At 69.1% G+C, this 21,896-nt stretch carries 24 protein-coding genes; 10 read left to right on the forward strand and 14 right to left on the reverse strand.

Annotated features, from left to right (window positions below):
- Positions 1-231 precede the first annotated feature (231 nt).
- Positions 232-540: a hypothetical protein gene (locus AB0383_RS10685; RefSeq protein ID WP_364169976.1), complete on the forward strand. Its 309-nt coding sequence runs from the start codon at positions 232-234 to the stop codon at positions 538-540.
- A 5-nt stretch (positions 541-545) separates the two neighbouring features.
- Here the strand turns inward: AB0383_RS10685 and AB0383_RS10690 are convergent, their stop codons facing one another.
- From AB0383_RS10690 to AB0383_RS10730, 9 genes are all read right to left on the reverse strand, one after another.
- Positions 546-1,394: a biotin-dependent carboxyltransferase family protein gene (locus tag AB0383_RS10690; protein ID WP_364169977.1), complete on the reverse strand. Its 849-nt coding sequence runs from the start codon at positions 1,392-1,394 to the stop codon at positions 546-548.
- Positions 1,394-2,002: a 5-oxoprolinase subunit PxpB gene (pxpB, locus tag AB0383_RS10695; protein WP_364169980.1), complete on the reverse strand. Its 609-nt coding sequence runs from the start codon at positions 2,000-2,002 to the stop codon at positions 1,394-1,396. The genes AB0383_RS10690 and pxpB overlap by 1 nt, the downstream gene beginning before the upstream one ends.
- Positions 2,003-2,125: 123 nt before the next feature.
- Positions 2,126-2,740, reverse strand: a complete 615-nt coding sequence (locus tag AB0383_RS10700; RefSeq protein WP_364169983.1) for an FABP family protein — start codon at positions 2,738-2,740, stop codon at positions 2,126-2,128.
- 354 nt (positions 2,741-3,094) lie between these two features.
- Complete coding sequence (locus tag AB0383_RS10705; RefSeq protein ID WP_220245061.1) at positions 3,095-3,403, reverse strand: DUF1416 domain-containing protein; 309 nt, start codon at positions 3,401-3,403, stop codon at positions 3,095-3,097.
- The gene (locus tag AB0383_RS10710; protein ID WP_364169986.1) at positions 3,404-4,240 is read right to left on the reverse strand and encodes a sulfurtransferase; all 837 of its coding nucleotides are present in this window, start codon (positions 4,238-4,240) and stop codon (positions 3,404-3,406) included.
- Between the two features lie 33 nt (positions 4,241-4,273).
- The gene (locus tag AB0383_RS10715) at positions 4,274-4,705 is read right to left on the reverse strand and encodes a DUF4395 domain-containing protein (RefSeq protein ID WP_364169989.1); all 432 of its coding nucleotides are present in this window, start codon (positions 4,703-4,705) and stop codon (positions 4,274-4,276) included.
- Between the two features lie 81 nt (positions 4,706-4,786).
- Positions 4,787-4,885 carry a putative leader peptide gene (locus AB0383_RS10720; RefSeq protein ID WP_326567015.1) on the reverse strand — a complete coding sequence of 33 codons (99 nt, stop codon included), beginning with the start codon at positions 4,883-4,885 and terminating at the stop codon, positions 4,787-4,789.
- Between the two features lie 102 nt (positions 4,886-4,987).
- Positions 4,988-5,434, reverse strand: coding sequence for a thioredoxin family protein (locus AB0383_RS10725; protein WP_364169993.1), 447 nt, complete (start codon positions 5,432-5,434; stop codon positions 4,988-4,990).
- Between the two features lie 7 nt (positions 5,435-5,441).
- Positions 5,442-6,341 (reverse strand): DUF2993 domain-containing protein, encoded by a 900-nt coding sequence (locus tag AB0383_RS10730; protein WP_364169996.1) that lies wholly within the window; start codon positions 6,339-6,341, stop codon positions 5,442-5,444.
- A 178-nt stretch (positions 6,342-6,519) separates the two neighbouring features.
- Between AB0383_RS10730 and AB0383_RS10735 the strand changes: the two genes are divergently transcribed.
- From AB0383_RS10735 to pstB, 6 genes are all read left to right on the forward strand, one after another.
- The gene (locus AB0383_RS10735) at positions 6,520-7,257 is read left to right on the forward strand and encodes a response regulator transcription factor (protein ID WP_364169999.1); all 738 of its coding nucleotides are present in this window, start codon (positions 6,520-6,522) and stop codon (positions 7,255-7,257) included.
- A gap of 77 nt (positions 7,258-7,334) precedes the next feature.
- Positions 7,335-8,234 (forward strand): mycothiol synthase, encoded by a 900-nt coding sequence (gene mshD / locus AB0383_RS10740; protein ID WP_366186923.1) that lies wholly within the window; start codon positions 7,335-7,337, stop codon positions 8,232-8,234.
- 222 nt (positions 8,235-8,456) lie between these two features.
- Positions 8,457-9,587, forward strand: a complete 1,131-nt coding sequence (pstS, locus tag AB0383_RS10745; protein WP_364170001.1) for a phosphate ABC transporter substrate-binding protein PstS — start codon at positions 8,457-8,459, stop codon at positions 9,585-9,587.
- A 198-nt stretch (positions 9,588-9,785) separates the two neighbouring features.
- Positions 9,786-10,706 carry a phosphate ABC transporter permease subunit PstC gene (pstC, locus tag AB0383_RS10750; RefSeq protein ID WP_364170729.1) on the forward strand — a complete coding sequence of 307 codons (921 nt, stop codon included), beginning with the start codon at positions 9,786-9,788 and terminating at the stop codon, positions 10,704-10,706.
- Between the two features lie 2 nt (positions 10,707-10,708).
- Positions 10,709-11,623 (forward strand): phosphate ABC transporter permease PstA, encoded by a 915-nt coding sequence (gene pstA, locus AB0383_RS10755; protein ID WP_364170004.1) that lies wholly within the window; start codon positions 10,709-10,711, stop codon positions 11,621-11,623.
- Between the two features lie 3 nt (positions 11,624-11,626).
- The gene (pstB, locus tag AB0383_RS10760; protein WP_364051854.1) at positions 11,627-12,403 is read left to right on the forward strand and encodes a phosphate ABC transporter ATP-binding protein PstB; all 777 of its coding nucleotides are present in this window, start codon (positions 11,627-11,629) and stop codon (positions 12,401-12,403) included.
- Between the two features lie 253 nt (positions 12,404-12,656).
- Here the strand turns inward: pstB and phoU are convergent, their stop codons facing one another.
- The 5 genes from phoU to AB0383_RS10785 all read right to left on the reverse strand — a co-directional run bounded on the left by phoU (position 12,657) and on the right by AB0383_RS10785 (position 20,116).
- Positions 12,657-13,328 carry a phosphate signaling complex protein PhoU gene (gene phoU, locus AB0383_RS10765; RefSeq protein ID WP_364170007.1) on the reverse strand — a complete coding sequence of 224 codons (672 nt, stop codon included), beginning with the start codon at positions 13,326-13,328 and terminating at the stop codon, positions 12,657-12,659.
- 83 nt (positions 13,329-13,411) lie between these two features.
- A complete protein-coding gene (locus tag AB0383_RS10770) occupies positions 13,412-17,200 on the reverse strand; it encodes an LCP family protein (protein WP_366186586.1) in 3,789 nt (1,262 codons plus the stop codon).
- Between the two features lie 228 nt (positions 17,201-17,428).
- Positions 17,429-18,103, reverse strand: a complete 675-nt coding sequence (locus AB0383_RS10775) for a GGDEF domain-containing protein (RefSeq protein ID WP_366186588.1) — start codon at positions 18,101-18,103, stop codon at positions 17,429-17,431.
- Positions 18,104-18,196: 93 nt separating this feature from the next.
- On the reverse strand, positions 18,197-18,781 hold the full coding sequence (gene idi, locus AB0383_RS10780) for an isopentenyl-diphosphate Delta-isomerase (protein ID WP_364170015.1): 585 nt from the start codon (positions 18,779-18,781) through the stop codon (positions 18,197-18,199).
- Between the two features lie 501 nt (positions 18,782-19,282).
- The gene (locus AB0383_RS10785; protein ID WP_366186590.1) at positions 19,283-20,116 is read right to left on the reverse strand and encodes an alpha/beta hydrolase; all 834 of its coding nucleotides are present in this window, start codon (positions 20,114-20,116) and stop codon (positions 19,283-19,285) included.
- A 380-nt stretch (positions 20,117-20,496) separates the two neighbouring features.
- Between AB0383_RS10785 and AB0383_RS10790 the strand changes: the two genes are divergently transcribed.
- The 3 genes from AB0383_RS10790 to AB0383_RS10800 all read left to right on the forward strand — a co-directional run bounded on the left by AB0383_RS10790 (position 20,497) and on the right by AB0383_RS10800 (position 21,848).
- Complete coding sequence (locus AB0383_RS10790) at positions 20,497-20,835, forward strand: WXG100 family type VII secretion target (protein WP_366186592.1); 339 nt, start codon at positions 20,497-20,499, stop codon at positions 20,833-20,835.
- Positions 20,836-20,880: 45 nt separating this feature from the next.
- Positions 20,881-21,180 carry a WXG100 family type VII secretion target gene (locus AB0383_RS10795; protein ID WP_220245046.1) on the forward strand — a complete coding sequence of 100 codons (300 nt, stop codon included), beginning with the start codon at positions 20,881-20,883 and terminating at the stop codon, positions 21,178-21,180.
- A gap of 95 nt (positions 21,181-21,275) precedes the next feature.
- Positions 21,276-21,848, forward strand: coding sequence for a hypothetical protein (locus AB0383_RS10800; protein ID WP_364170023.1), 573 nt, complete (start codon positions 21,276-21,278; stop codon positions 21,846-21,848).
- Positions 21,849-21,896: the final 48 nt, after the last annotated feature.

The raw sequence follows: 21,896 nt of genomic DNA on the forward strand, positions 1-21,896 counted from the left end.
GCGCAAGGCCGACGTGAACTGCGCAATCAGCGGACCCGATCAGCAACGAGGAATTTGTTGGCAAGCGACACGGCCCGACCGGGGGTGGAGCAGGGTTCCCGCGGCCTGCCGGGGAAATGAATGACGCCGGCCGGGAACATCCTTTGGCCGCACCGGAGTCGTCGCTGGTCACCTGGTTTCAGGTCGGGCTTGGTCCCGTGCAGCCGTTCTGGACGCCGGTGCAACATCACCGTGGAGAGCGGACAGGATCCGGTCGTCCTTCACACGGCGCAACACCTGCACCAATCCTTGGTCGACTTCGCCCACGACGTCTTTCGATGCGAGTCGCGGATCGATCTGGCCCCGGTGCCGCCACCTCTGCCCGACGCGGTCTGGTCCGGTCCGCCGCGGTACCGCGTGGGTTTCCAGGGCACGTTGATCGAATGGTCACTGGACGCCATCGGCTGGCTCGGTGAGTTCAGCGCCGACGTGGCAGCCCGCCGAGGCGCCGGCGTCCCGCTGCTGCGCACGGTGAGCCGCTCGGCATCCGCGTCGGCATGACCGGATCAAGACGAGCGGAACCGCACAGAGGTTCCAGGGCGTGCCTGTGCGAGTGCGCCGAGTGACCCACGTCTCACCACGGCGGCCACCGGGTAGCCGCCGGTCGTGGGGTGGTCGGCGAGGAAAACGACGGGCAAGCCGCTCGGCGGGACCTGGATCGCGCCGGTCAGCAGGCCCTCGCTGGGCAGCTCGGCGGTGTTCGCGCGCCGCAGCGGTGGGCCGTCGAGGCGCAGGCCGACGCGGTTGGACTGTGGCGTCACCGTCCACCACGCGCCGAGGCCTTCGACGAGGTCGGTGAACCAGTCGTCGCGCGGGCCGAGGATCACGGGCACGACGAGCCGATCGGGTGCCGTGGGGGCGATCACCACGTCGGCTCCCGCCGGCACGCCGGTGACCGGGCCGAGTGGCAGCGAAACGCAGTCTTCCAGCGGTTCCGGCCCGATGCCCGACAGGACGTCCCGCGAGCGGCTGCCCAGCACCGGCTCGACGGCGATCCCGCCCGAAACCGCCAGGTAGCTGCGCAAACCGGCCGACGGGCGGCCGAGCGCAAGCGTTTGCCCCTCCCGTAGCGAGACGGCCGAGTGGGAACCGACCTGCCGGTCGTCCACCTGCACCGGCACGAGGGGTCCGGTCACGGCGACCGTGCACGGCGCCGTCGCCCGCACGGCAAGCCCGCCCAGCAACGCTTCGATCCCGGCCGCATCCTCGGGGTTGCCGACCAGGCGGTTGCCGAGGCGCAGGGCAGCGGCGTCGAGGGCACCGGAAGGGGGCACGCCGAGGTGTGCGTAACCGGGCCGGCCGAGATCCTGCACCAGCGCGAGCGGTCCCGTGTGGACGATCTCCAGCGCGCGCATCACACGCTCCGGAAGCGCACGCGGTCGCCGGGCGCGAACAGTGCGGGCCGCTCGGCGGCCGGGTCGAACAGCGTCGCGTCGGTGTGCCCGAGCAGCCGCCAGCCGCCGGGTGACTCGCGCGGGTAGACGCCGGTGAACTCTCCGCCGATGCCCACGGACCCGGCGGGGACCTTCGTGCGCGGGGACTCGAGCCGGGGTTGCCGCAGTGCGTCCGGCAGCCCGGTCAGGTAGCCGAAACCGGGCGCGAAGCCGGTGAACGCGACGGTGTACTGGGCTTCGGTGTGCAGCTCGACGACGTCGGCCTCGGAGACCCCGGCATCGCGCGCCACGAGCGACAGGTCCTCGCCGTCGTAGTGCACGTCCAGCGTGACCTCACGCGCCGACCCAGCGGGCGGGTGCGTGAGATCAGCGCCGTCGAGCAGCTCCCGCACCGACTTGAGCGCGGGTGACCCGGGCTCCGACACCACCAGCAGGCTGCGGGCCCCGGGCACGAGGTCGGCGATCCCGTCGACGACGGCGGCCTCGACCGTGGCGCGGGCGGCGGTCATCTGCGCGAGTGAGTCGCAGTCGAGCAGGGCGGCGTGCTCGCCGCAGGGCCGCCAGAGCATGGACAGAGCGTACTGTGCTGATTGCTACCAATCCGACCACAGTCACGGCCGAATGGCTTCGTAGCAACGGTTACGTGCCGGGTGGTGGTCGGCCTACTTTTGGCCGGATCAGTAAAGCCCAGCTCAGCCGACGACGCGGTGCAGCAGAGCCGACACGTGCGGCTGCATCTCCTGGCCCATCATCGCGCGCTCCTCGACGTAGCCGAGGCTGCCTTCGATGAGGCCGTAGAGCCGCTGCGCCGCGGTGACGTCCTTGGCCGTTGCCGTGCGGATCACCGCGTCGGTGCCCAGCTCCCACGACGTCTGGTTGCGCGGCTTGCCGTAGTAGAGCTCCACGATGCCGGAGCTGTGCGTGAGCAGCAGCTCGATCGTGTCGTCCTCCTGTGGCCGCCAGAACCCGCTCTCGCGGGCGGCGGGGCGGATGACGTTGCCCTCGTCGTCGAGCAGCCACGCGCGGGCCTCGTGCGTGAGGAACGGGCGGCCGTCGTGCGCGATGGTGAGCTGCTGCGCGAACTTGACCGGCCCCTCGATGGTGGGGTAGTCGACCTCGCCCTCACCGCGCCAGACGCCGACCATCGGCAGCAGCGCGAGGCACGCGTCGTTCAGGTTCGGGCCCTCGCGCAGGTTGGCCGTGTCGTTGGGGATCGGCAGGTCGTCCCACAACGGCAGGTTGCGCGTGCGGGTGCTCGCCGCGCGCTCCTCCGCGGCCGCGATGGCTTCGTCGCCACTGGCGGTCATGGTGCTCAGCGCTGGTCGGCGTACAGCCGGTAGACGACGTAGCAGGCGAACCACACGATGGCGACTGCCGCCAGGGCCAGCAGGATCGTAAACAGGGTCTCCACAGCGAGGACAATAGTCGGCCCGGCGCCCTCAGGCTCCGCGCAGGGTCGTCGCGGTGAGCACAGTCACGACGAGCAGCACGCCACCGGCCATGGCCGCGTGCGGCCCGGCCGTCAGGTTCGCGCTGCCCGAGAGGGCGGCCACGCCGTGGAGAAGTGTCCTTCCCTGCGCGGGTACACGGAGCGGGTCCTGAACGAAGAAAAGTGAAGGGCCCCCAGGGAAAACCCTGGGGGCCCTTCATGGAAAAACGCGTCAGCCGACCGAGATCGCCAGCTGGTGCAGGCCTGGGCCTTCGGCGGTGACGGAGGCCTCGCCGTTGCCCGTGCGGTGCAGCGCGCGCACCGTCCACGAGCCCGGCGCCGCGTAGAAGCGGAAGTCACCCTCGGGTGAGGCGACCACCTCGCCGGTGAAGTCGCCGCCGCCGTCGAGCAGGCGCACGAACGCGCCGCCCAGCGGGCCGTCGGAGCCGGTCACCTTGCCGGCCAGCACGACCTGACCGTTGGTGTCGAAGTCAGCGGGCGTGGCCACCTGGACCGGGGCGCCGCAACCGTCGTCAGCCATCTACTTCGCTCCCAATTCGACCGGCACGCCGACCAGCGAGCCGTATTCCGTCCACGAACCGTCGTAGTTCTTCACGTCGGAGTAGCCGAGCAGCTCGTGCAGCGCGAACCACGCGATGGACGAACGCTCACCGATGCGGCAGTAGGCGATGGTCGCCTTCGCGTCGTCGATGCCGGCCTCGGTGTAGAGGTCCTTGATCTCGTCCTCGGTCTTGAAGGTGCCGTCCTCGTTGGCGACCTTGGCCCACGGCACGTTCAGCGCGCCCGGGATGTGGCCCGGCACCTGGGACTGCTCCTGCGGCAGGTGCGCCGGGGCGAGCAGCTTGCCGGAGAACTCGTCGGGCGAACGCACGTCGACGAAGTTCTTCGCGCCGATGGACTCCACGACCTCGTCGCGGAACGCGCGCAGCGAGAGGTCCTGTTCCGTGGCCTTGTATTCGGTGGCGTCGCGCTTCACGTCGTCGGCGTTGAGCTCACGGCCGTCGAGCTCCCACTTCTTGCGGCCGCCGTCGAGCAGCTGCACGTTCTGGTGGCCGTAGAGCTTGAAGTACCAGTATGCGTAGGCGGCGAACCAGTTGTTGTTGCCGCCGTAGAGGATCACGCGGTCGTCGTTCGAGATGCCCTTCTCCGAGAGCAGCTTCTCGAACGCGGCCTTGTTCACGAAGTCGCGGCGCACGCCGTCCTGCAGGTCGTTGCGCCAGTCGAGCTTCACCGCACCGCGGATGTGCCCGGCGTCGTAGGCGGTCGTGTCCTCGTCGACCTCGACGAACACCACACCGGGTGTGTCCAGGTTCTCCTCGGCCCACTGAGTGGTGACCAGGGCGTCTTCACGGCTCATGGAAGCGAACTCTCCTTCTGGGGTTTGGAACTGCTAGGAAGCCCGCGCGGGGCTGAAGCGCTTGAGCAGCAGGTACATCTCGCAGCCGAGGCAGAAGTTGAACGCGCCGTTGAGGAACGCGGCGAACAGCGCGAACGCCGTCGCGACGATGCCGAGCGGGGCCACGCCGGCGATGAAGCCGATCGTGCCCACGAGCGCGAACACGAAGCCCACGGCCTGCGCGAACCGCAGCGGCGCCGCGTCCTCGCGCTCGGTCGGCGGGCCGAGCCGCGGCGCGACGAGCGCGCGGTACAGCACGGAGTACGGCGCCGGCTTCAGACCGACGAACGCGCCGATCGCGAAGATCACGGTCTGCAGGGCCAGAAGCGGCCACCACTGCGTCACGAGCACCACGGCGAGCACGACGGTGGTGATGATCGCGGCGAACCGCGGGCCACGCGGGTCGACAGCCGGTCCGGCGGGCATGGTTCCTCCTGCTGAGGGCGAGGCGAAGGGCGTGCGAGAGCACGGACGGTAGAGCGTGCGAAAACCGGCGGACGACGTGCTTCAGCGCCGGCGCGACGAGCGCGGACACAAGCTGCTGCGCACGCGGCACAAATCCACCGCGCGGCGCTGCGTCAGCAGGGTGATGGGCAGCTCGTCCACGTCAGGAAGGGTACCCAGTGCTCCAACCGGCTGGGAACCGCGTTCATACCTTGGGACGAGTCCCGCCCATTGGGAAACAGCCGGTGAGGCGGTCGCCGCCAGTCAGCGAACGTCGGCTTCGGCCAGGTGCGGACGCAGGGCTTCCAGCAGCTCCGGGCCCTTCGGCACGCCGCCCACGCGCAGCAGCTCGCGGCCGTCGGCGGTCAGCGCGAGCGTGGTGGGGGTGCGCAGCACGGACAGGGCGTGGGCGACCTCGGGCTGTTCGGTCACGTCGAGGTCGACGTGGTGCAGCCCCTCGGTCTTGTCGGCCAGCGACGACAGGATCGCGCGCGTGTGGCGGCACGGCGCGCAGAACGTGGTGGAGATCTGCACGAGCGTGACGGCCGAGGCCGGGTCGAGCGCTTCGGCGACCGGAGCGGGCAGCTGGGCGAGGTCGCGGGCCGCGGCGGCGGGCTTGGCCGCGCGGACCCGTCCGTTGCGGGCCTTGAGCAGCAGGCCGGCCAGAACCGCGACCACCAGCGTGGCCAGCAGCACCCAGACTCCGATCACCGGGCACTCACCCCTTCGACGTCGTCAGGTCCGAGAAGTTCACGTTGGTTGCCTCGCCCTTGATCGTCACGGAACCACTGTCCACGCGCACCGCCGTCGGGGTGACCGAGAGCGGCAGCGTGCCCGTGTCGATCGAGGCGCGGAAGTTCGGCAAGAGGGCCTTCTGCACTGACTCCGGAACGACGGTGGTCTCGTGGTCATTCCCGAATTGCAGCCGGTGGGGGGTGATCGTGATGGTCTTGCCCTTGAGCTCGATCAGCGCGAAGCAGAAGATCTCCACCTTCTGACCGGCCACCTGCACGTCACCCGACAGGCGCATGCCGGCGGTGTTGCCGTCCTCCGGCTCGCCTGCCGCGTTGGTGGGGGTCGGGTCCGGCTCCTGGCCCTGGTCGGTGTCGCCGTACTTGACGTAGGCCTCGGTGCTCTGATCGATGCGCAGGTTCTGGATCTTGTCGAGCGGCGAGATGCGCGCGATGTCCGACGCCTTGATCGTCACGGCGCCGGTGAGCTTGCCGATCTTCACGTTCTTCGTGTTGCCCGCGGTGAGGTCGGACAACGGCGCTGTTACGTCTTCGAGCTCGGCGCTCACGCCGAGATCGCGCAGCTCACCGCCCACGGGCACGCCGTCGGCCGATACGGTGATGTGACTGTAGTCACCCGAGAGCGCCTGTGTGAGGAACGGGAAACCGTGGATGTCGACCGACGGGTCGTCGGTCAGGCCGAGCTGCTCGCGCGCCTTCTGGGAGATCGTGTGCTCGGCGAACGCGGCGGCCCCGAAATCGGCTCCGACCAGCAGGATCACGATGACCCCGAGCACGATGACCCAGCGGCGGACGCGCCGTCCGCGACGCCGGTTGTCCGGCCGAGGAGCCGGTCGGTCGTCCCGCGTCACGGGCCTGCTCACCATCGCGTCGGTTCTCCTGTTCGTCGGGGGCCGGGGCGCTTCCTGGGGTTCGGCCAGGTGTGATCGATCCAGCACGAGCTAGGTGACGTGTTGTTCACCCGGTATTCTCACTCAGCACCGACCGAGGCCCACGTTCGAGGCCGTGCGCCAGGCCCTGACTTTGTGAAGGCGGTGTGGCTCCATGAGCCTGGACCTTCTGGTACTTACCGCGGAAGCCGACCCCACCTCTGTGCTTCCCGCATTGGATCTGCTGCCCCACACCGTACGCGTCCGCGAGCCCGAGGTGACGGCCCTGCTCGACGCCGGGCACCGCGACGTCATCCTGCTCGACGCCCGCAGCGACCTCGCCTCGGCGAAGAGCCTCTGCCGCCTGCTCAAGGGCGCCGGCGACGACGAGGCGAGCACGCCCGTGATCGCCGTCGTCGGCGAAGGTGGCCTGGTGGCCGTGAGCTCCGAGTGGCGCACCGACGACATCCTCCTGCCGACCGCCGGCCCCGCCGAGGTCGACGCGCGCCTGCGGCTCGTGACGACCCGCGACGGCGTCTCCGGCCAGGTCGAGGCCGAGCTGCGCGTGGGCGACCTCGTGATCGACGAGGCCACCTACACCGCTCGCCTGCGCAAGCGCACCCTCGAGCTCACGTACAAGGAGTTCGAGCTCCTGAAGTACCTCGCGCAGCACGCCGGGCGCGTCTTCACCCGCGCGCAGCTGCTGCAGGAGGTCTGGGGCTACGACTTCTTCGGCGGCACGCGCACGGTCGACGTCCACGTGCGGCGCCTGCGCGCCAAGCTGGGCCCGGAGCACGAGCAGATGATCGGCACCGTCCGCAACGTCGGCTACAAGTTCGAGCGCCCGGCGAAGTCCGGTCCGAAGCAGCCGGCGCCGGCGATCGAATCCGCGCCCGAGTACACCAACCGCTGAGCGCACGCGATTCCCCCAACGAGCCCCTTCGCGCGGCGCCGCGCGTGGGTAATGTCGGCTTCGTGGCGGAAACAGAGCTGACGGGCTGGACGGCCGAACTCGGGACTGACGCGGCGGAAGCGGTGCGTGAGGTGCTGCTCGCGGCGAAGGCGGCCGACGGGCGGCCCGAGGTCGACGCGACCGGTCCGTTGCCGCGCGAGTTCGCGGGCGGGCTGCACCTGCTCGCGCGCCTCGACGGCAAGCCCGCCGGCTACGCGCACCTCGACACCGAGGGCGACTCCTACGGCCGCCAAGTTGCGGAGGTCGTGGTGCATCCCGACTACCGCCGCCGCGGCGTCGGCACCGCGCTGGCCCGCGAGCTCGACGCGAAGGCCGCCGAAGGCGCCCGCGTCTGGGCCCACGGGGACAGCGCCGCGGCCGCCGCCCTGGCGAAGGACTTCGGCCTCGGCCGGCAGCGCGAGCTGCTGATCCTGCACGTCGAGGTCGAAGGCGCCGACTGGCCCGAACCCGTGCTGCGCGAAGGACTGCGGCTGCGCACCTTCGTGCCGGGGCAGGACGAAGAGGCCATGATCGCCGTCAACGCGCGCGCGTTCGACTGGCACCCGGAGCAGGGCGCGTTCAGTGTGGACGAGCTGCGCGCCGAAGAACGGCAGCCGTGGTTCGACCCGGCCGGTTTCTTCCTGGCGGAGAACCAGGACGGCGACGTTGTCGGCTTCCACTGGACGAAGGTGCACGAGCCCGTGCCCGGCCGCTTCGGCGGTGAGCCGGTCGGGGAGGTCTACGTCGTGGGCGTCGATCCGGGCACACAGGGTGGCGGTCTCGGCAAGGCGCTGACGCTCGCGGGCCTGCGGTACTTGCGCGAGAAGGGACTACGCCAAGTAATCCTTTACGTCGAGGGCGACAACGCACCGGCACTGGCGGTCTATTCGAAACTCGGGTTCACGCGTTTCGAAACCGACGTCCAGTACGGTCGGTAGTCACCATCGACGGGGCACGCCCCGTGTTACTTTCTGCGTACATGCAGGTCACGGCAGGGACACGACACCCTTTCGGCGTAGTCGCCCTGCTCACATACGGTGCCTTGTTCACTTTGCGTTCATGTGAGCAAGGGGGACCGTCCATCGGGGCTGCCTAATGTCCGGATCCGGCGCGCTGAGACGCGCGCCGATCCGGCGAAGTCTCCGAGTGGAGGAAATGCAGTGAAGATCATGCGGCCCCTTGGTGCCGTGGGCATCGTGGCGAGCGCCGCCCTGGTGCTCGCTGCCTGTGGTAGCGACCCTGCGGCGAGCAACGGCAGCAACTCCAGCTCGGCCGCCGCCCCCGCCGCCACCGGCACCGCGCAGGTCGACTGCGGTGGCAAGAGCCCGCTGTCCGGTGAGGGCTCGACGGCTCAGAACAACGCCATCGACGTCTTCAAGCTCGCCTACGGCAAGCAGTGCAGTGGCCAGCAGGTCAACTACACCGCCAGCGGCTCGGGCGCGGGTGTCAAGCAGTTCAACGGCAACCAGGTCGACTTCGGCGGCACGGACTCCCCGGCCACCGGCGCGGATCTCGAGGCCGCCAACAAGCGCTGCGCCTCCCCGGCGTGGAACATCCCGATGGTCGTCGGCCCCGTGGCCGTCGGTTACCACCTGTCGGGTGTCGACAAGCTCGTTCTCACGCCGTCCGTGATCGCGAAGATCTTCAGCGGTGGCATCACGAAGTGGAACGACCCGGCCATCAAGGCGATCAAGGGCAACGAGAGCTTCACGTTCCCGGACAAGGCGATCCAGGTCGTCTCCCGCTCGGACGAGTCGGGCACCACCGACAACTTCCAGAAGTACCTCGGCGCGGCTGCCAAGGCCGACTGGACCAAGGGCGCGGGTAAGAAGTTCAACGGTGGCGTCGGTAACGGTGCTTCCGGCTCGAACGGTGTCGCCACCACGGTCAAGGGTGCCGACGGCTCGATCACGTACGTGGAGGGCGCGTTCGCCAAGGACGGCGTCACCCCGGCCCTGATCGACAGCGGCTCCGGCGGCGTCGAGCTGTCCGCCGAGAACGTCGCGAAGTCCCTCGACTCCGCGACCTTCCTGAACCCGGGCTCCAACGACCTCGCGCTCGACCTGAACAAGATCTACGCGAGCAACGTCGCCGGTGCCTACCCGCTGCTGCTCACGACCTACGAGCTCGTGTGCTCGAAGTACTCGAACCCGGACGTCTCGAAGGCCGTCAAGGCGTTCCTGACCACGTCGGCGACGACCGGCCAGCAGCAGCTGTCGAGCAAGGGTTACGTGCCGATCCCGCAGAGCCTGCAGGACAAGGTGCTGACCGCTGTCAAGGCGATCTCCTGACTTATCCTCGACTTGGCTGAATAACAAGTACACGCAGGACCTAACCAGTCGATGAGCGAGTCATCCTCGACGCGAACGCCCACCGGCACCCCCGGTGGGCGTTCGTCGTCCGCCCGAGCGTTCCCGGAGGATCCGATTTCGGACACAACATCCGCGCCGGCGCCCGAAAGGCCGCCCGCGCAGGAGAAGCCGAAGAAGGTGCGGGCCGGTGACCGCATCTTCCAGAACCTGACCACCGGGGCCGGCATCTTCATCGTGGCTCTGATCGGCCTGATCGGGATCTTCCTGATCATCCAGGCCATCCCGGCGCTGCGGGTCGACAAGGTCAACTTCCTGTTCAACCACGGGTGGTCCACCAACGACCCGGAGAACATGGCGTTCGGCATCGCCGACCTGTTCGAGGTCACCGTGGCGACCTCCGTGGTGGCGCTGATCATCGCCATGCCGGTGTCGCTCGGCATCGCCCTGTTCCTCACCCAGTACGCGCCGAAGCGGCTCGCCCGCGGGTTCGCCTACGTGATCGACCTGCTGGCCGCCGTGCCGTCGATCATCTTCGGCCTCTGGGGCATCATCGTGTTCGCCCCGGCGATCGAGCCGTTCTCGCTGTGGGTGAACTCCACGTTCTCGTGGTTCCCGCTCTTCGCTCCGGGCAACGTGCAGCCCAACGTGCGCGGCACGATTTTCACAGCCGGCATCGTGCTGGCGGTGATGATCCTGCCGATCATCACGTCGCTCTCGCGCGAGGTCTTCGAGCGCACGCCGACCCCGCACATCGAAGGCGCGCTGGCGCTGGGGGCCACCCGCTGGGAGGTCATCCGCACCACGGTGCTGCCGTTCGGCAAGGCCGGTTACATCGGGGCGTCGATGCTGGGCCTCGGCCGCGCGCTCGGTGAGACCATCGCGCTCGCGGTCATCCTGCTCATCCCGCAGGGCCGCAACTTCGACTGGAGCCTCTTCGACGGCGGTGCGACGTTCGCGTCGAAGATCGCCGCGAACTACAGCGAGTTCAACAACGCCACCTCGGCCGGCGCGTACATCGCCGCCGGTCTGGTGCTGTTCGTGCTGACGTTCCTGGTGAACTTCGCCGCCCGCTCCGTCATCAGCAGGAAGGGGGACTGAGCATGTCCACAACGCTCGAACGTCCCGCTGTGACCCCCGCGTTCCAGCAGGTCAGCCTGGCCCGCAAGGCCAAGAACGGCTTCGCCACCGTGCTCGTGTGGCTGGCGTTCCTGATCGCCGTGGTGCCGCTGGTGTGGGTGCTCTACACCGTGATCGTCAACGGCATCAAGCGGATCCCGTTCTCGAACTGGTGGACCGAGGACTTCGGCTCCGTGCTGAGTGACGAGGTCGGCGGCGGTGTGCTGCACGCGATCATCGGCACGCTGGAGCAGGGCCTGATCTGCGCGATCATCGCGGTGCCCATCGGCCTGCTGGTGTCGATCTACCTGGTGGAGTACGGCCGCGGCAAGCTCGCGAAGGCCACCACGTTCATGGTCGACATCCTCTCCGGTGTCCCCTCGATCGTGGCCGCGCTGTTCATCTACGCGCTGTGGATCACCACGCTCGGCCTGCCGCGCAGTGGGTTCGCGGTGTCGCTGGCGCTGGTGCTGCTCATGATCCCGGTGGTCGTCCGCTCGTCGGAGGAGATGCTGCGGATCGTGCCGGACGACCTGCGTGAGGCGTCCTACGCGCTGGGCGTGCCGAAGTGGAAGACGATCATGAAGATCGTGCTGCCGACGGCGTTGTCCGGCATCATCGGCGGCATCATGATGGCGCTCGCCCGCGTGATGGGCGAGACGGCGCCGCTGCTGGTCCTCGTGGGCTACTCGGCCTACGTGAACTGGAACCCCTTCGACGGCGAGCAGGCCGCACTGCCCCTGGTGATGAACAACGAGCGCGTGACCAACTCGCTCGACCCCGGGAGCGTCGGCTTCGACCGGATCTGGGGCGCGGCGTTGACGCTCGTCATCATCATCGCGATCCTGAACTTGCTCGCCACCCTGCTCTCCCGGCTCCTCGCCCCGAAGAAGAAGTGAGTCATGGCCAAGCGAATCGACGTCAAGGACGTAGACATCTACTACGGCAAGTTCCACGCCGTGGACAGCGTCACGCTGAACGTGCCGCCGCGCAACGTCACCGCGTTCATCGGGCCGTCGGGGTGCGGTAAGTCGACCGTGCTGCGCACGCTCAACCGGATGCACGAGGTCATCCCGGGTGCGCGCGTCGAGGGCGAGGTGCTGCTCGACGGCGAGGACATCTACGCGTCCGCGGTGGATCCGGTGCAGGTGCGCCGCACGATCGGCATGGTGTTCCAGCGCCCCAACCCGTTCCCCACGATGTCGATCAAGGACAACGTGGTGGCCGGGCTTCGCCTCGGCGGCACCAAGAACCGCAAGCAGCTCGACGAGATCGCCGAGCGCGCGCTGCGCGGTGCCAACCTGTGGAACGAGGTCAAGGACCGGCTCAACAAGCCGGGCGGCGGCCTCTCCGGTGGTCAGCAGCAGCGGCTCTGCATCGCCCGCGCCATCGCGGTGCAGCCCGACGTGCTCCTGATGGACGAGCCGTGCTCCGCGCTCGACCCGATCTCGACCCTCGCCATCGAGGACCTGATCGGTGAGCTCAAGAAGGAGTACACGATCGTCATCGTCACGCATAACATGCAGCAGGCGGCTCGTGTTTCCGACCAGACGGCGTTCTTCAACCTGGCCGGCGTCGGCCAGCCCGGCCGGCTGATCGAGCTGAACGACACGGAGAAGATCTTCTCCAACCCGGACGAGAAGGCGACCGAGGACTACATCTCGGGCCGCTTCGGCTGATCGTTCTCTTGGGTCTGCAGCGAAAACGGCCCCTCTGTCCGATGTGGACGGAGGGGCCGTTTCGTTTGTCGTTGCTCAGCAGTCGTGATTGATGGCCTGCCGGGCCGCGTCGACGGCGGCGCTGGCACCGACGGCCTTGGCCGCGTTGAGTGCCTTCTGGGCACTGACGAGCCGCGCCTGGCGTCGGGCCAAGATCAAAGTGGACGGTCGACCGGGGTTCTGATCGAAGAGCCTTTGTGGACTGACCGCGAGATCAGACGTTGAGGTCCTCGTCGGAGTCGTAGCCCGGCATGCGGCCGGTGACCACGAAGATCATGCGCTTGGCGACCGAGACGGCGTGGTCGGCGTAGCGCTCGTAGAAGCGGCCGAGCAGCGTGACGTCGACGGCCGCGGCGACACCGTAGGGCCACTCGCGGTCCATCAGCACGGTGAACAGGTGACGGTGGATGTCGTCGACCTGGTCGTCCTCGGCCTCCAGGTCCTTGGCGGCGTTGACGTCCTTGGACTTGATGACCTGCTCGGCCTGGCGCGCGAGCTTCACAGCGGCGCGGCCCATCTCGATGAAGTAGGGCTTCACCGACTCCGGCAGCACCGCCTCGGGGTGGCGCCGCCGCGCGGCCTTGGCGACGTGCAGGGCGAGGTCGCCCATGCGCTCTAGGCTCTCGGCGGCGTGGATTGCGGCGAGCACGGTGCGCAGGTCCGTGGCGACGGGAGCCTGGAGGGCGAGCAGCGCGTAGGCCTGTTCCTCGCACTCGGCGCGGGCGTCGTCGACCTTCGCGTCGTCGCTGATCACCTGCTCCGCGAGGCCCAGGTCGACCTCCAGCAGTGCCTTGGTGGCCAGCTCCATCGCCTCGGCGACCTGAGCCGACATGGCAGCCAGGTTCTCGGCGAGCTGTTCGAGTTCGACATGGTAAGCCTCACGCATGGAGACACCCTACGACGCGCGTTGTCCGAATACCGCATCGTAGGGTGAACCGCACGTGAACCCGGTCTAACGAATCCCGTGGCTCAGCCTTCGGCGGTGTTGCTGTCGATCTTGGCCGAGTTGCCCGCGTTGGCCGCGGTGGTGGTCTTTTCGCCGGGCAGCGGGGTGTTGTCGCGCAGGGCGTCGAAGAGCGAGTCCGTTCTGGACTGCACGAGGACCTCGTTGCCGCGCTTGTTGGCGGTGCCGGTGGTGGGCACGGTCATGAAGTTGATCTTGGACGGGTCCACGCCGCGCATCGACTGGGCGAGCGTCATCATCTGCTGCACACCGAGGTTGTCACCGAAGGTGGCCTTCGCGAACGCCGTGATGAAGCCGGACAGCTTGCCCGGGTCGAGGACCACATCGGACGACATGACCTTCTTCAGCAGCGCCCCGATGAACGCCTGCTGCCGCTTGATGCGGCCGTAGTCGGACGTCGGGTCGCCCTTCACATGCCGGGCACGCACGTAGTTCAGGGCCTGGTCGCCGGAGATGGTGACGTCACCGGTCTCCAGCAGGACCTTGCCGAGTACCTCGTCGTCGATGGGCTTCTCGTTGTTGATGGTGACGCCGTGGACCGCGTCGACCATGTCCTTGAAGCCGTTGAAGTCGATGCCCACGAAGTGGTTGATGCGCAGGCCGGTGATCTTCTGGACCACCTTCGTGACGCACTGCGGGCCACCCACGGCGTACGCGGTGTTGAGCTTCGCAATGCTCTGCCCCGACACGACCTCGTCGGTGGTGGCGGACTTCGAGGGGTCCCAGCGGTTGCAGTCGGGCCGGTTGATCTCGAGGTCGCGCGGGAACGACACCACGACCACGCGCTTCCGGTCGGCCGGCACGTGGGCGACCATCACGGTGTCCGAGCGGGCGCCGGGGTTGCTCTCGGCCGTGCCGACGCCTTCTTCCGCGGAGGCGCCGTCGCGGCTGTCGGAGCCGACCATGAGGAAGTTCTCGTCGTTGGCCTGGGCGTCGGCGTTGCGGATGTCGGAGGAGTTCTCGTCGAGCGCGGCGACCTGGGTGAACTTGGCGTCGAACCAGTTCACCGCCCCCCAGGCTACGCCGGTGCCCAGGAAGACCAGCACGGCCAGCACGATGAGCACGATCCGCCCGATCCGGACGGCCCGCTCGTTGTGGCGCTGCTTCTTCTCCTGCAGACGCGTTTGCGGGGCGCGCTCTTCGGGATTCTCGTCGTCTGCCTCTGCCTCTGCCTCGGCTTCGGCGGGGATCGCCTTCTGGATCCCCGTGGGCGCCACCACGCGCTGCAGGGCGGTGCGCGTCTGCTCGAACAACGCGACGGGCCTCGCCGTCAGCCGCGCCATCCGCTCGCGCCGCTTGTCCTCCTCCGCCAGCATCTCGTCGTGGGCGGCCGAGAAGCGCGCGAGAGTGTGGTCGATCTTCCGGCGGTACTGCGTGGCCTCGTCGATCGCCTCCATCTCGTCCGTCATGGTCAACGGATCGAGCTCCGACCGCGCGGGCACCCCGGCGGGGCGCGCGGGTGGGCGGCGCTGGCGGGGTGGACGTTTGCCGTCGACGGGAGGCGTGAGCTGGGTGCGCTCCCCGACTGGGGAGGTGAGCTGAGTGCGCTCTGCCCCCGGGGCGGCTTGGTTGTTCTGGTCGGCTTCGGCGCTTTGGTCGTTCTCGTCGAACCCGTCGGCCGCGAGACCTCGGTCTGTGCCGGGCACACCGGACTTGCCGGGCACACCGGACTTGCCGGGCACGCCGGACTTGCCGGGCACGCCGGACTTGCCGGGCACGCCGGGCTTGCCGTTGTCGGCGCCGTTCGGCCCGGGCCGGCCGTTCGCACCGGCTTGGGGCCGCCGCTTGCCATTCGCCCCGGCCTTGCCATTCAGCCCGGCAGCACCGTTGGCCGTCGGCACACCGTGCGGCCCGGACGTGCCACTCGACCCCGGCTTGCCATTCGCACCGGCAAGCCCATCCAGTCCCGGCATCCCGCCGGGGCCCGGCATGCCGTTCGGTCCGGACTTGCCGTTGGGAGCCTTGCCATTGAGCCCGGCCATGCCGTTGCCCGCGGCGTTGCCATTCGGCCCGGCCTTGCCATTCGGCCCGGCTTGAGGCCCTGGCTTGCCATCGGGCCCGGCCTTGCCATTGGGCTTGGCGACGCCGTTGGCACCGGGCATGCCGTTGCCCGCGGGATTGCCGTTCGGCCCGGTTTGAGGCGCGGGCTTGCCACCGGGCCCAGCCTTGCCATTGGGGCCGGCAACGCCGTTGGCCCCCGGCATGCCGCCGCCATTCGGCCCAGCCTTGCCATTCGCACCGGCAGGACCGCCGGGGTGTGGCATGCCGTTGGCCGTCGGCATGCCATTCGGGCCTGCCTTGCCATTGGGGCCGGCAGCTCCCGGCACGCCATGGGGGCCGGACGTGCCATTCGGCGCGGACTTGCCATGGGGACTGGCAGGGCCGCCTGCGCCTGGCACGCTGTTTGCGCCGGTCATGCCATTCGCGTCGCCTCGCGGCGCCGGCTTGCCGTTCGGGCCGGGCTTGCCATTGGGACTGGCAGCGCCGTTCGGCCCCGGCATGCCATTCGTGCCGGTCTGGGGGCTCGGCTTGCCATGGGGAGCCGGCTTGCCATTCGGGCCGGCGGCGCCGTTGGGCCGTGGCATGCCGTTGGTGGGAGGCATGCCATTCGGGCCCTGGTTGCCATTCGGCGCGGCAGCGCCGCCTGCGCCTGGCATGCCGTTCGGGCCGGGGCGCTGGCCGTCGGGGCGCGCGGGGCGTTCGGCCGGGGGTAGCGGGGCGGCGCCCGGCGGGCCCGAGGTGCGGCCGCGGGGGCGGCCGTTCGGGGGCTCGGGCGGCGCTGAAGCGCCGTGGCGGCCGGGGGGGTCGGCGGCCGGGAGGTCCGAGAAGTCCGGGCTGTCGTCGGGCGCGGCGTGGCTGCCGCCGGGCGCCGGGGGTTCCGGGGCGCGGCGGCGGCCGGTGGGGAGTGGCTGCGAGGTCGTCGGGCGGCGCGGGGAAGGCGGTTCCGGCGCGGCTCGGCGGGGTCCGCGCGCGGGGGCCGGCTCCGCGGCATCCGCGGCGTGCGAGGCCCGGCCCGGGGAATCCGCGCGTGGCACGGGGCCGCCCGCCGAAGGTGCGGCGGGCGGGTCGTCGTCGGGGCGGGCGCGGCGGCCGCGGGGTGGCGGCTGCTCGGCGCGGTGAGAGCGGGAAGAGGCCGAGTAGCTCTCGTCCGCGAGGTGCGAGCTGCTGCCGCCGCCGAGGTGGGAGGAGCCGTTGGATTCCGCGAGGTGCGAGCTGCTGCCGCCGCCGAGGTGGGAGCTGCCGTTGGACTCTGCCAAGTGTGAGTTGCCGGGGCTGGCCAAGCGGGAGCTGCCGTTGGACTCCGCGAGGTGCGAGCTGCTGCCGCCGCTGAGGCGGGAGCTGCCGCTCGACTCCGCGACGTGCGATCTGCCGCGGCCGCCCAGGTGGGAGGAGCCGTTGGATTCCGCGAGGTGCGAGCTGCCGCCGAGATGGGAGGAGCCGTTCGACGCTGCGCGGTGTGAGCTGCCATCGAAGTCCGAGTCGTCGGCGCGGCGCGAGCCCGTGCGGGAGCCGTGCGCGGCAGAGTAGCCGTTGGGTCCGCCCAGGTGGGAGCTGCCGTTCGACTCCGCCAGGTGGGAGCTGCCGTTCGACCGCGCCCCGGGTTCCGCGCGCCGCGAGCCCGGGTCCGAGTCTTCCGTGTCGAAGGTCGGGCGTTCGCCGGTGTGGCGGGCCACGACGTCGGAGACGCTGATGCCGCCCTGGGTTTCCATGGAGCGGCGGCGGCCGGCGCGGGTGCGGGGGGTGCTGTTGTCCGAGTGGCGACCGGTGCCGGGGAGGGGGCGATCGTCGGGCACTCGGACTCCTTTCGCACTTCGGGCGCTTACGAACCGGCGGCGGGGCCTTTCGTTCCGGCTCTCCCCGGGCACGTCGTTCCCCGGGAGGTTTTCGTTATCGTACGGATACCCGCCGTTCGTGACGACACCCTCCCGCGAACTTCTTCACCTTGAGTCGACCCAAGACGGCCCGAAGCGGACGAACAGGTGAAGATTGGAGCAAGCGAATGGGAGTGAGCCGCCTTTACGTTACTCAGAGTGGGTTATGACGCGCGTCGTTTCGCGGTCGTGATAGGCGACTTTGTTGCGCCCCGCGCGTTTCGCCGCGTACAGGAGGTTGTCCGCGCGCAGGAGTTGCCGCTGGGCGGACACCGGGCCGGCGGAAGCGTGCGCCAGTCCCGCGCTGATGGTGACTCTCAAGCCGGGCTGAAGTTCTGACCAGGGGTGACGGGCGACCCGCGTGCGAGCGGCCTCGACGATCCGCACGGCCCCCGGCGCGTCGACGCCCGGCAGCACGAGCGCGAACTCCTCGCCGCCGTAGCGCGCGCAGAACCCGTCGGGTGGCAGCTCTTCCTGCAGGAGGTCGGCGACGCGGCACAGCACGCGATCGCCGAGGAGGTGACCGTACGTGTCGTTCACGTGCTTGAACCGATCGAGGTCGATCAGTGCGACGGCCAGCCCGCGCGCGGCCGGCAGCCCGGGCAGGCGCTGGTCGAGGTAACGGCGGTTGTAACTCGACGTCAACGTGTCCCGGAGGCTGCCGGCCCGCGCGATGTCGAGCGCGCACCGCAGGTGCTCGTACGCCCGGCGCCAGTCGCCCTGCTTGGCGAACATGCCGGCGATGGACTCGTGCAGGCTCAGCAGATCGGGAGCGGGTGCACCCGCCGTGAGCTCGTCCTCGGCCGCCACACCCACCTCCGCCACCTCATGGTTGTCGTCTTAAAGGAGCGGTGTCTTGAGGCATCGGTACGCGCGAAAGCGAATATCGCTCAAGTGGACGACTGGGGCCCGGTTTTGTCACGCACCGAAGTTCTGTTGCCCCAACGACGAAAACGGCTTCTTCCCCTTGAGCTGCGCGTACTGGTCTTTGGCCCAGTAACTCACGTTTACCCCAGTGCCTTCGAGCAACTGTGCGTAATCGGGCCACGAGACCCACCGCCAGTCACCGACTTCCTCGGGGTTCGGCTCGGGGTCGCGATCGACCCACGCGACGAACACCGGGCAGAACTCGTTCTCCACGATCCCCTGGAACGGCGGCGTCCGGTACCGGTACTTCGGCAGCACGCACTCCAGGTCCTGCAGTTCCGGCAGCCCGATCTCGTACGCCGCGCGCCGGCGCACGGCGTCGGGCAGCGACTCGCCCGGCGCGGGGTGCCCGCAGACGCTGTTGGTCCACACCCCCGGCCACACCTTCTTGTCCAGTGCTCGTTGCGTGATCAGCAACGACTGGTCCGAACGGCGCAGCACATAACACGAGAACGCGAGGTGCAGCCGCGTCTCGCCGTGGTGGCTCGCGAGCTTCGGCCCGGTCTCTCCCGTCGGCACGCCGTCCTCCGTGACGAAGACGACGCGCTCGGACTCGGATTCGGTGATGGTGTCCACGTGACCACTGAACACCAGAGCTCCACGGACGAGGTACCGCAAGGCGGGTGGCCGTGCCGTTCATCCCGTTTCGGGTGGCCGGGCGGCACGGTGCGTGACCGCCGCGGCCCCTCGCGCCTCCGGGCGACCTCCTCGGGTGAACGATTGAGTCCGAAGTGGACAAAACGGCACCGGGCCCGGCCGGTCGACACGATCCGTCACCGCCGGGGCCATCGAGCCGCCGCGGGGCCCGTCTCGGGTGAACTACCGAGCCGGCCCTTGACGCACGGTTGCCACGAGCCCGGAAACCCGATGATTGACGGGAAATCCTTACCCAGGAGCGAAAATCGACAACATAACCCGCCCTCGGCGAACCACACCGAACAGCACATTCCGTGACAGCCGCCGGCCCGCAGGTCAACGCGTGACCGCCTCGGGTGAACGATCTTGTCCACCGGTCCGAATTGGACGTATGTCAGTAATAATTCCCGTGTGCCAACGAAACCAGGGCCGGCTCCTTCGTCAGTGGCTGCCGAGGTGCTCCACGATGAGGGAGGTGAGGGCCTCGGGGGCTTCTTCGGCGACCCAGTGGGACACGTCCTCGAGCATCTCGAACCGGTACGGCCCGGTGACCCAGTTGCCGGTGTCGAGCGCCGCCGTGGAGCCGAAAGCGACGTCCTCGGTGGACCACACGTAGAGCGTCGGCACGTCGATCTTGCCGATCTTCCCGCCGGGGCGGCCGGCGCGGTACCAGTTCAGCGCGGCCGTGAGCGCGCCCGGTTCTTCGAGGCGCCGCACGTACTCGTCGATGCGGCTGGGCGGGATGCGGCGGTCGAAGATGTCGCGCAGCGCGCGGGCGCCCTCGGCGAGCATCTTCCGCTCCGTGGCCGGCGTCGCGCGCCACTCCGTCATGTACGCCGAGCGCAGGTGCTGGTCCTCGTCGGTCTTCATCGCCGCCGCGAGAGCGGCGGGATGCGGGGTGGACACCACGGCGAGGCTGCGCAGCCGGCCGGGGTGCGCGTCCGCGGTCCACCACGCGACGGCCCCGCCCCAGTCGTGCCCGACGAGGTCGAACTTCGGCCACCCCAACGCATCCGCCATTGCCACGGCGTCGTCCACCAGGGTAGAAATACCGTACTCCGCCGGTTGTTCTGGTCGAACGTCCGGCGAGTACCCCCGCTGGTCGGGTGCCACGGCGCGGTAGCCGAGCACGCCGAGGGTCGCCACCTGGTGTTCCCACTCCACGGCGGCCTCGGGGAAACCGTGGAGCAGCAGCACGGGGCGACCGTCCTGGGGCCCGGCGGCGATCGCGTCGAAAGAGCCGGCTTCGGTCGGGATGGTGAGCTGGTCGATCACAGCTCGCACTCTACGGGGGCGCACCGACATTTTCCGGCGATGGCCTCTCATGCAGACCTGGGCGGAAAAAGGGGCAAGAAGCGGACCGATCCGGTCAGTCGCACCGGGGCCTTGCTGGGCATGTCTTGTTTGTCTGGTCGTGAACGCTGTTGCCCCCGCGTCCGCGACGTGGTGTCCATAAGGGAACAACAGACCGCAGGGTGTCGCGCACTCACTTACCGTTACCTCGCCGGCTCCGGTCAGCCTTCTCGAACCTCGGAAGTGTGAAGCGGCGTCACGGCATTTGCGATGAACCGTCCTCACGACGACGTCGTGTCGGCGGAGAGCAGCTTCGACTACATGTCGACAATCGAAGAACAATCCAACCAGAGGAGAAGAGCATGGCTTCGCAGGACGGCGCCAAGGTCGATACCGGGATCATGCGTCAGGGTGCGAGCACGATCAACAGCACCGGTGACGGGATCACGAGCACCGGTGGCCAGGTGGACTCGACCATGCAGGAACTGCTCGGCACCTGGCGGTCGGACTCCGCCACGATCTTCCACCAGGCCATGGGCGAGTTCGACAACACGGTGAAGAAGATCGTGCAGCGCCTCACCACGCTTTCCGAGCACGTCACCCAGGGCGCGGCGGACTACGACCGCGGCGACGAGGACAACACCTCCACGGCTCGCGCGCAGGCCGCTGCCATCGGCGGTGGCGGCCTCAACGGCTTCTGATCTGCTCGAAACCAATCCCCAGCTTTCTCCTGAGAGGACAGATCCATGGCTCTGGGCAACTTCCAGATCAACTTCGCCGTGATGGGCGACACCGTCAACACGGCCAAGCAGCAGGCGCAGCAGATCACCTCGCTGCTGGAAGAGATGCACAGCAAGATCCAGGCGCAGCGCGAGCACTGGACCGGTTCGGCGGCCGACGAGTTCCAGTCGACCTACGAGTGGTGCCACCAGCAGGCCCAGGTCCTGCCGCAGGCCCTCGACGCCGCTTCGCAGACCCTGTCGCACATCAACGAGGGCACCTCGACCACCGAGAGCGGCAACGCGCAGCGGTTCGCGCAGCGCTGATGCCGGCGTCGCGGGTCCCCGGGGCGCGGTGGGTCACCCGCCGCGCCCCCGGTGTCCCCACCGGGTCCGCAGACCTGAAAGGACAGTGAGCACTCATGGCATTCGACCCAGTCGTCTTCGAATCGGCGAAGACGGTGATGGACTCCATCAACGGCGACGGGAACAACACCCCGGCGTCGACGAGCGGCCCGTTCAAGAGCCCGGGTGACCAGACCCCGCCGCCGGTCGACAACCCGTGGATCCCGCAGGGCAACGTCACCACGCCGCCCCCGGTTCCCGGCGGCGCCGATCACCCCGGCAAGGGCGTGACCACGGTCAACACCGAGGCGATGCGCACGTTCGCCACGAACATGCAGACCCTCGCCGACGGCCCGCTCAAGGACCTGCCCGGCCAGCTCGACGGCATCACCGTCAAGCCCGGTATCTTCGCCACCGCCAACGGCAAGATCACCCAGCCGATCGTCGGGCCCGGCGGGGTGCGCGACACCACGCGCGCCACGATCCAGGACCTCATCACGTCGCTGCACGACCTTTCCGAAGCCGTGAACACGGCGTCGAAGGCCTACGACGACGCCGACGAGGCCAACAACATGACGATGGACAAGTACAACCAGTACTTCGGCAACGTCAGCAACGAAATCAACAACGCGGGCAACAAGCACAGCTGACCGGTCCCACGGGGGCGGCGGTCCCAGGTTCGAGGCGAACGAGGGAAG

Origin of the sequence: Amycolatopsis sp. NPDC051373 (genome assembly GCF_040689465.1) — a bacterium.
Lineage (GTDB): Bacteria > Actinomycetota > Actinomycetes > Mycobacteriales > Pseudonocardiaceae > Amycolatopsis.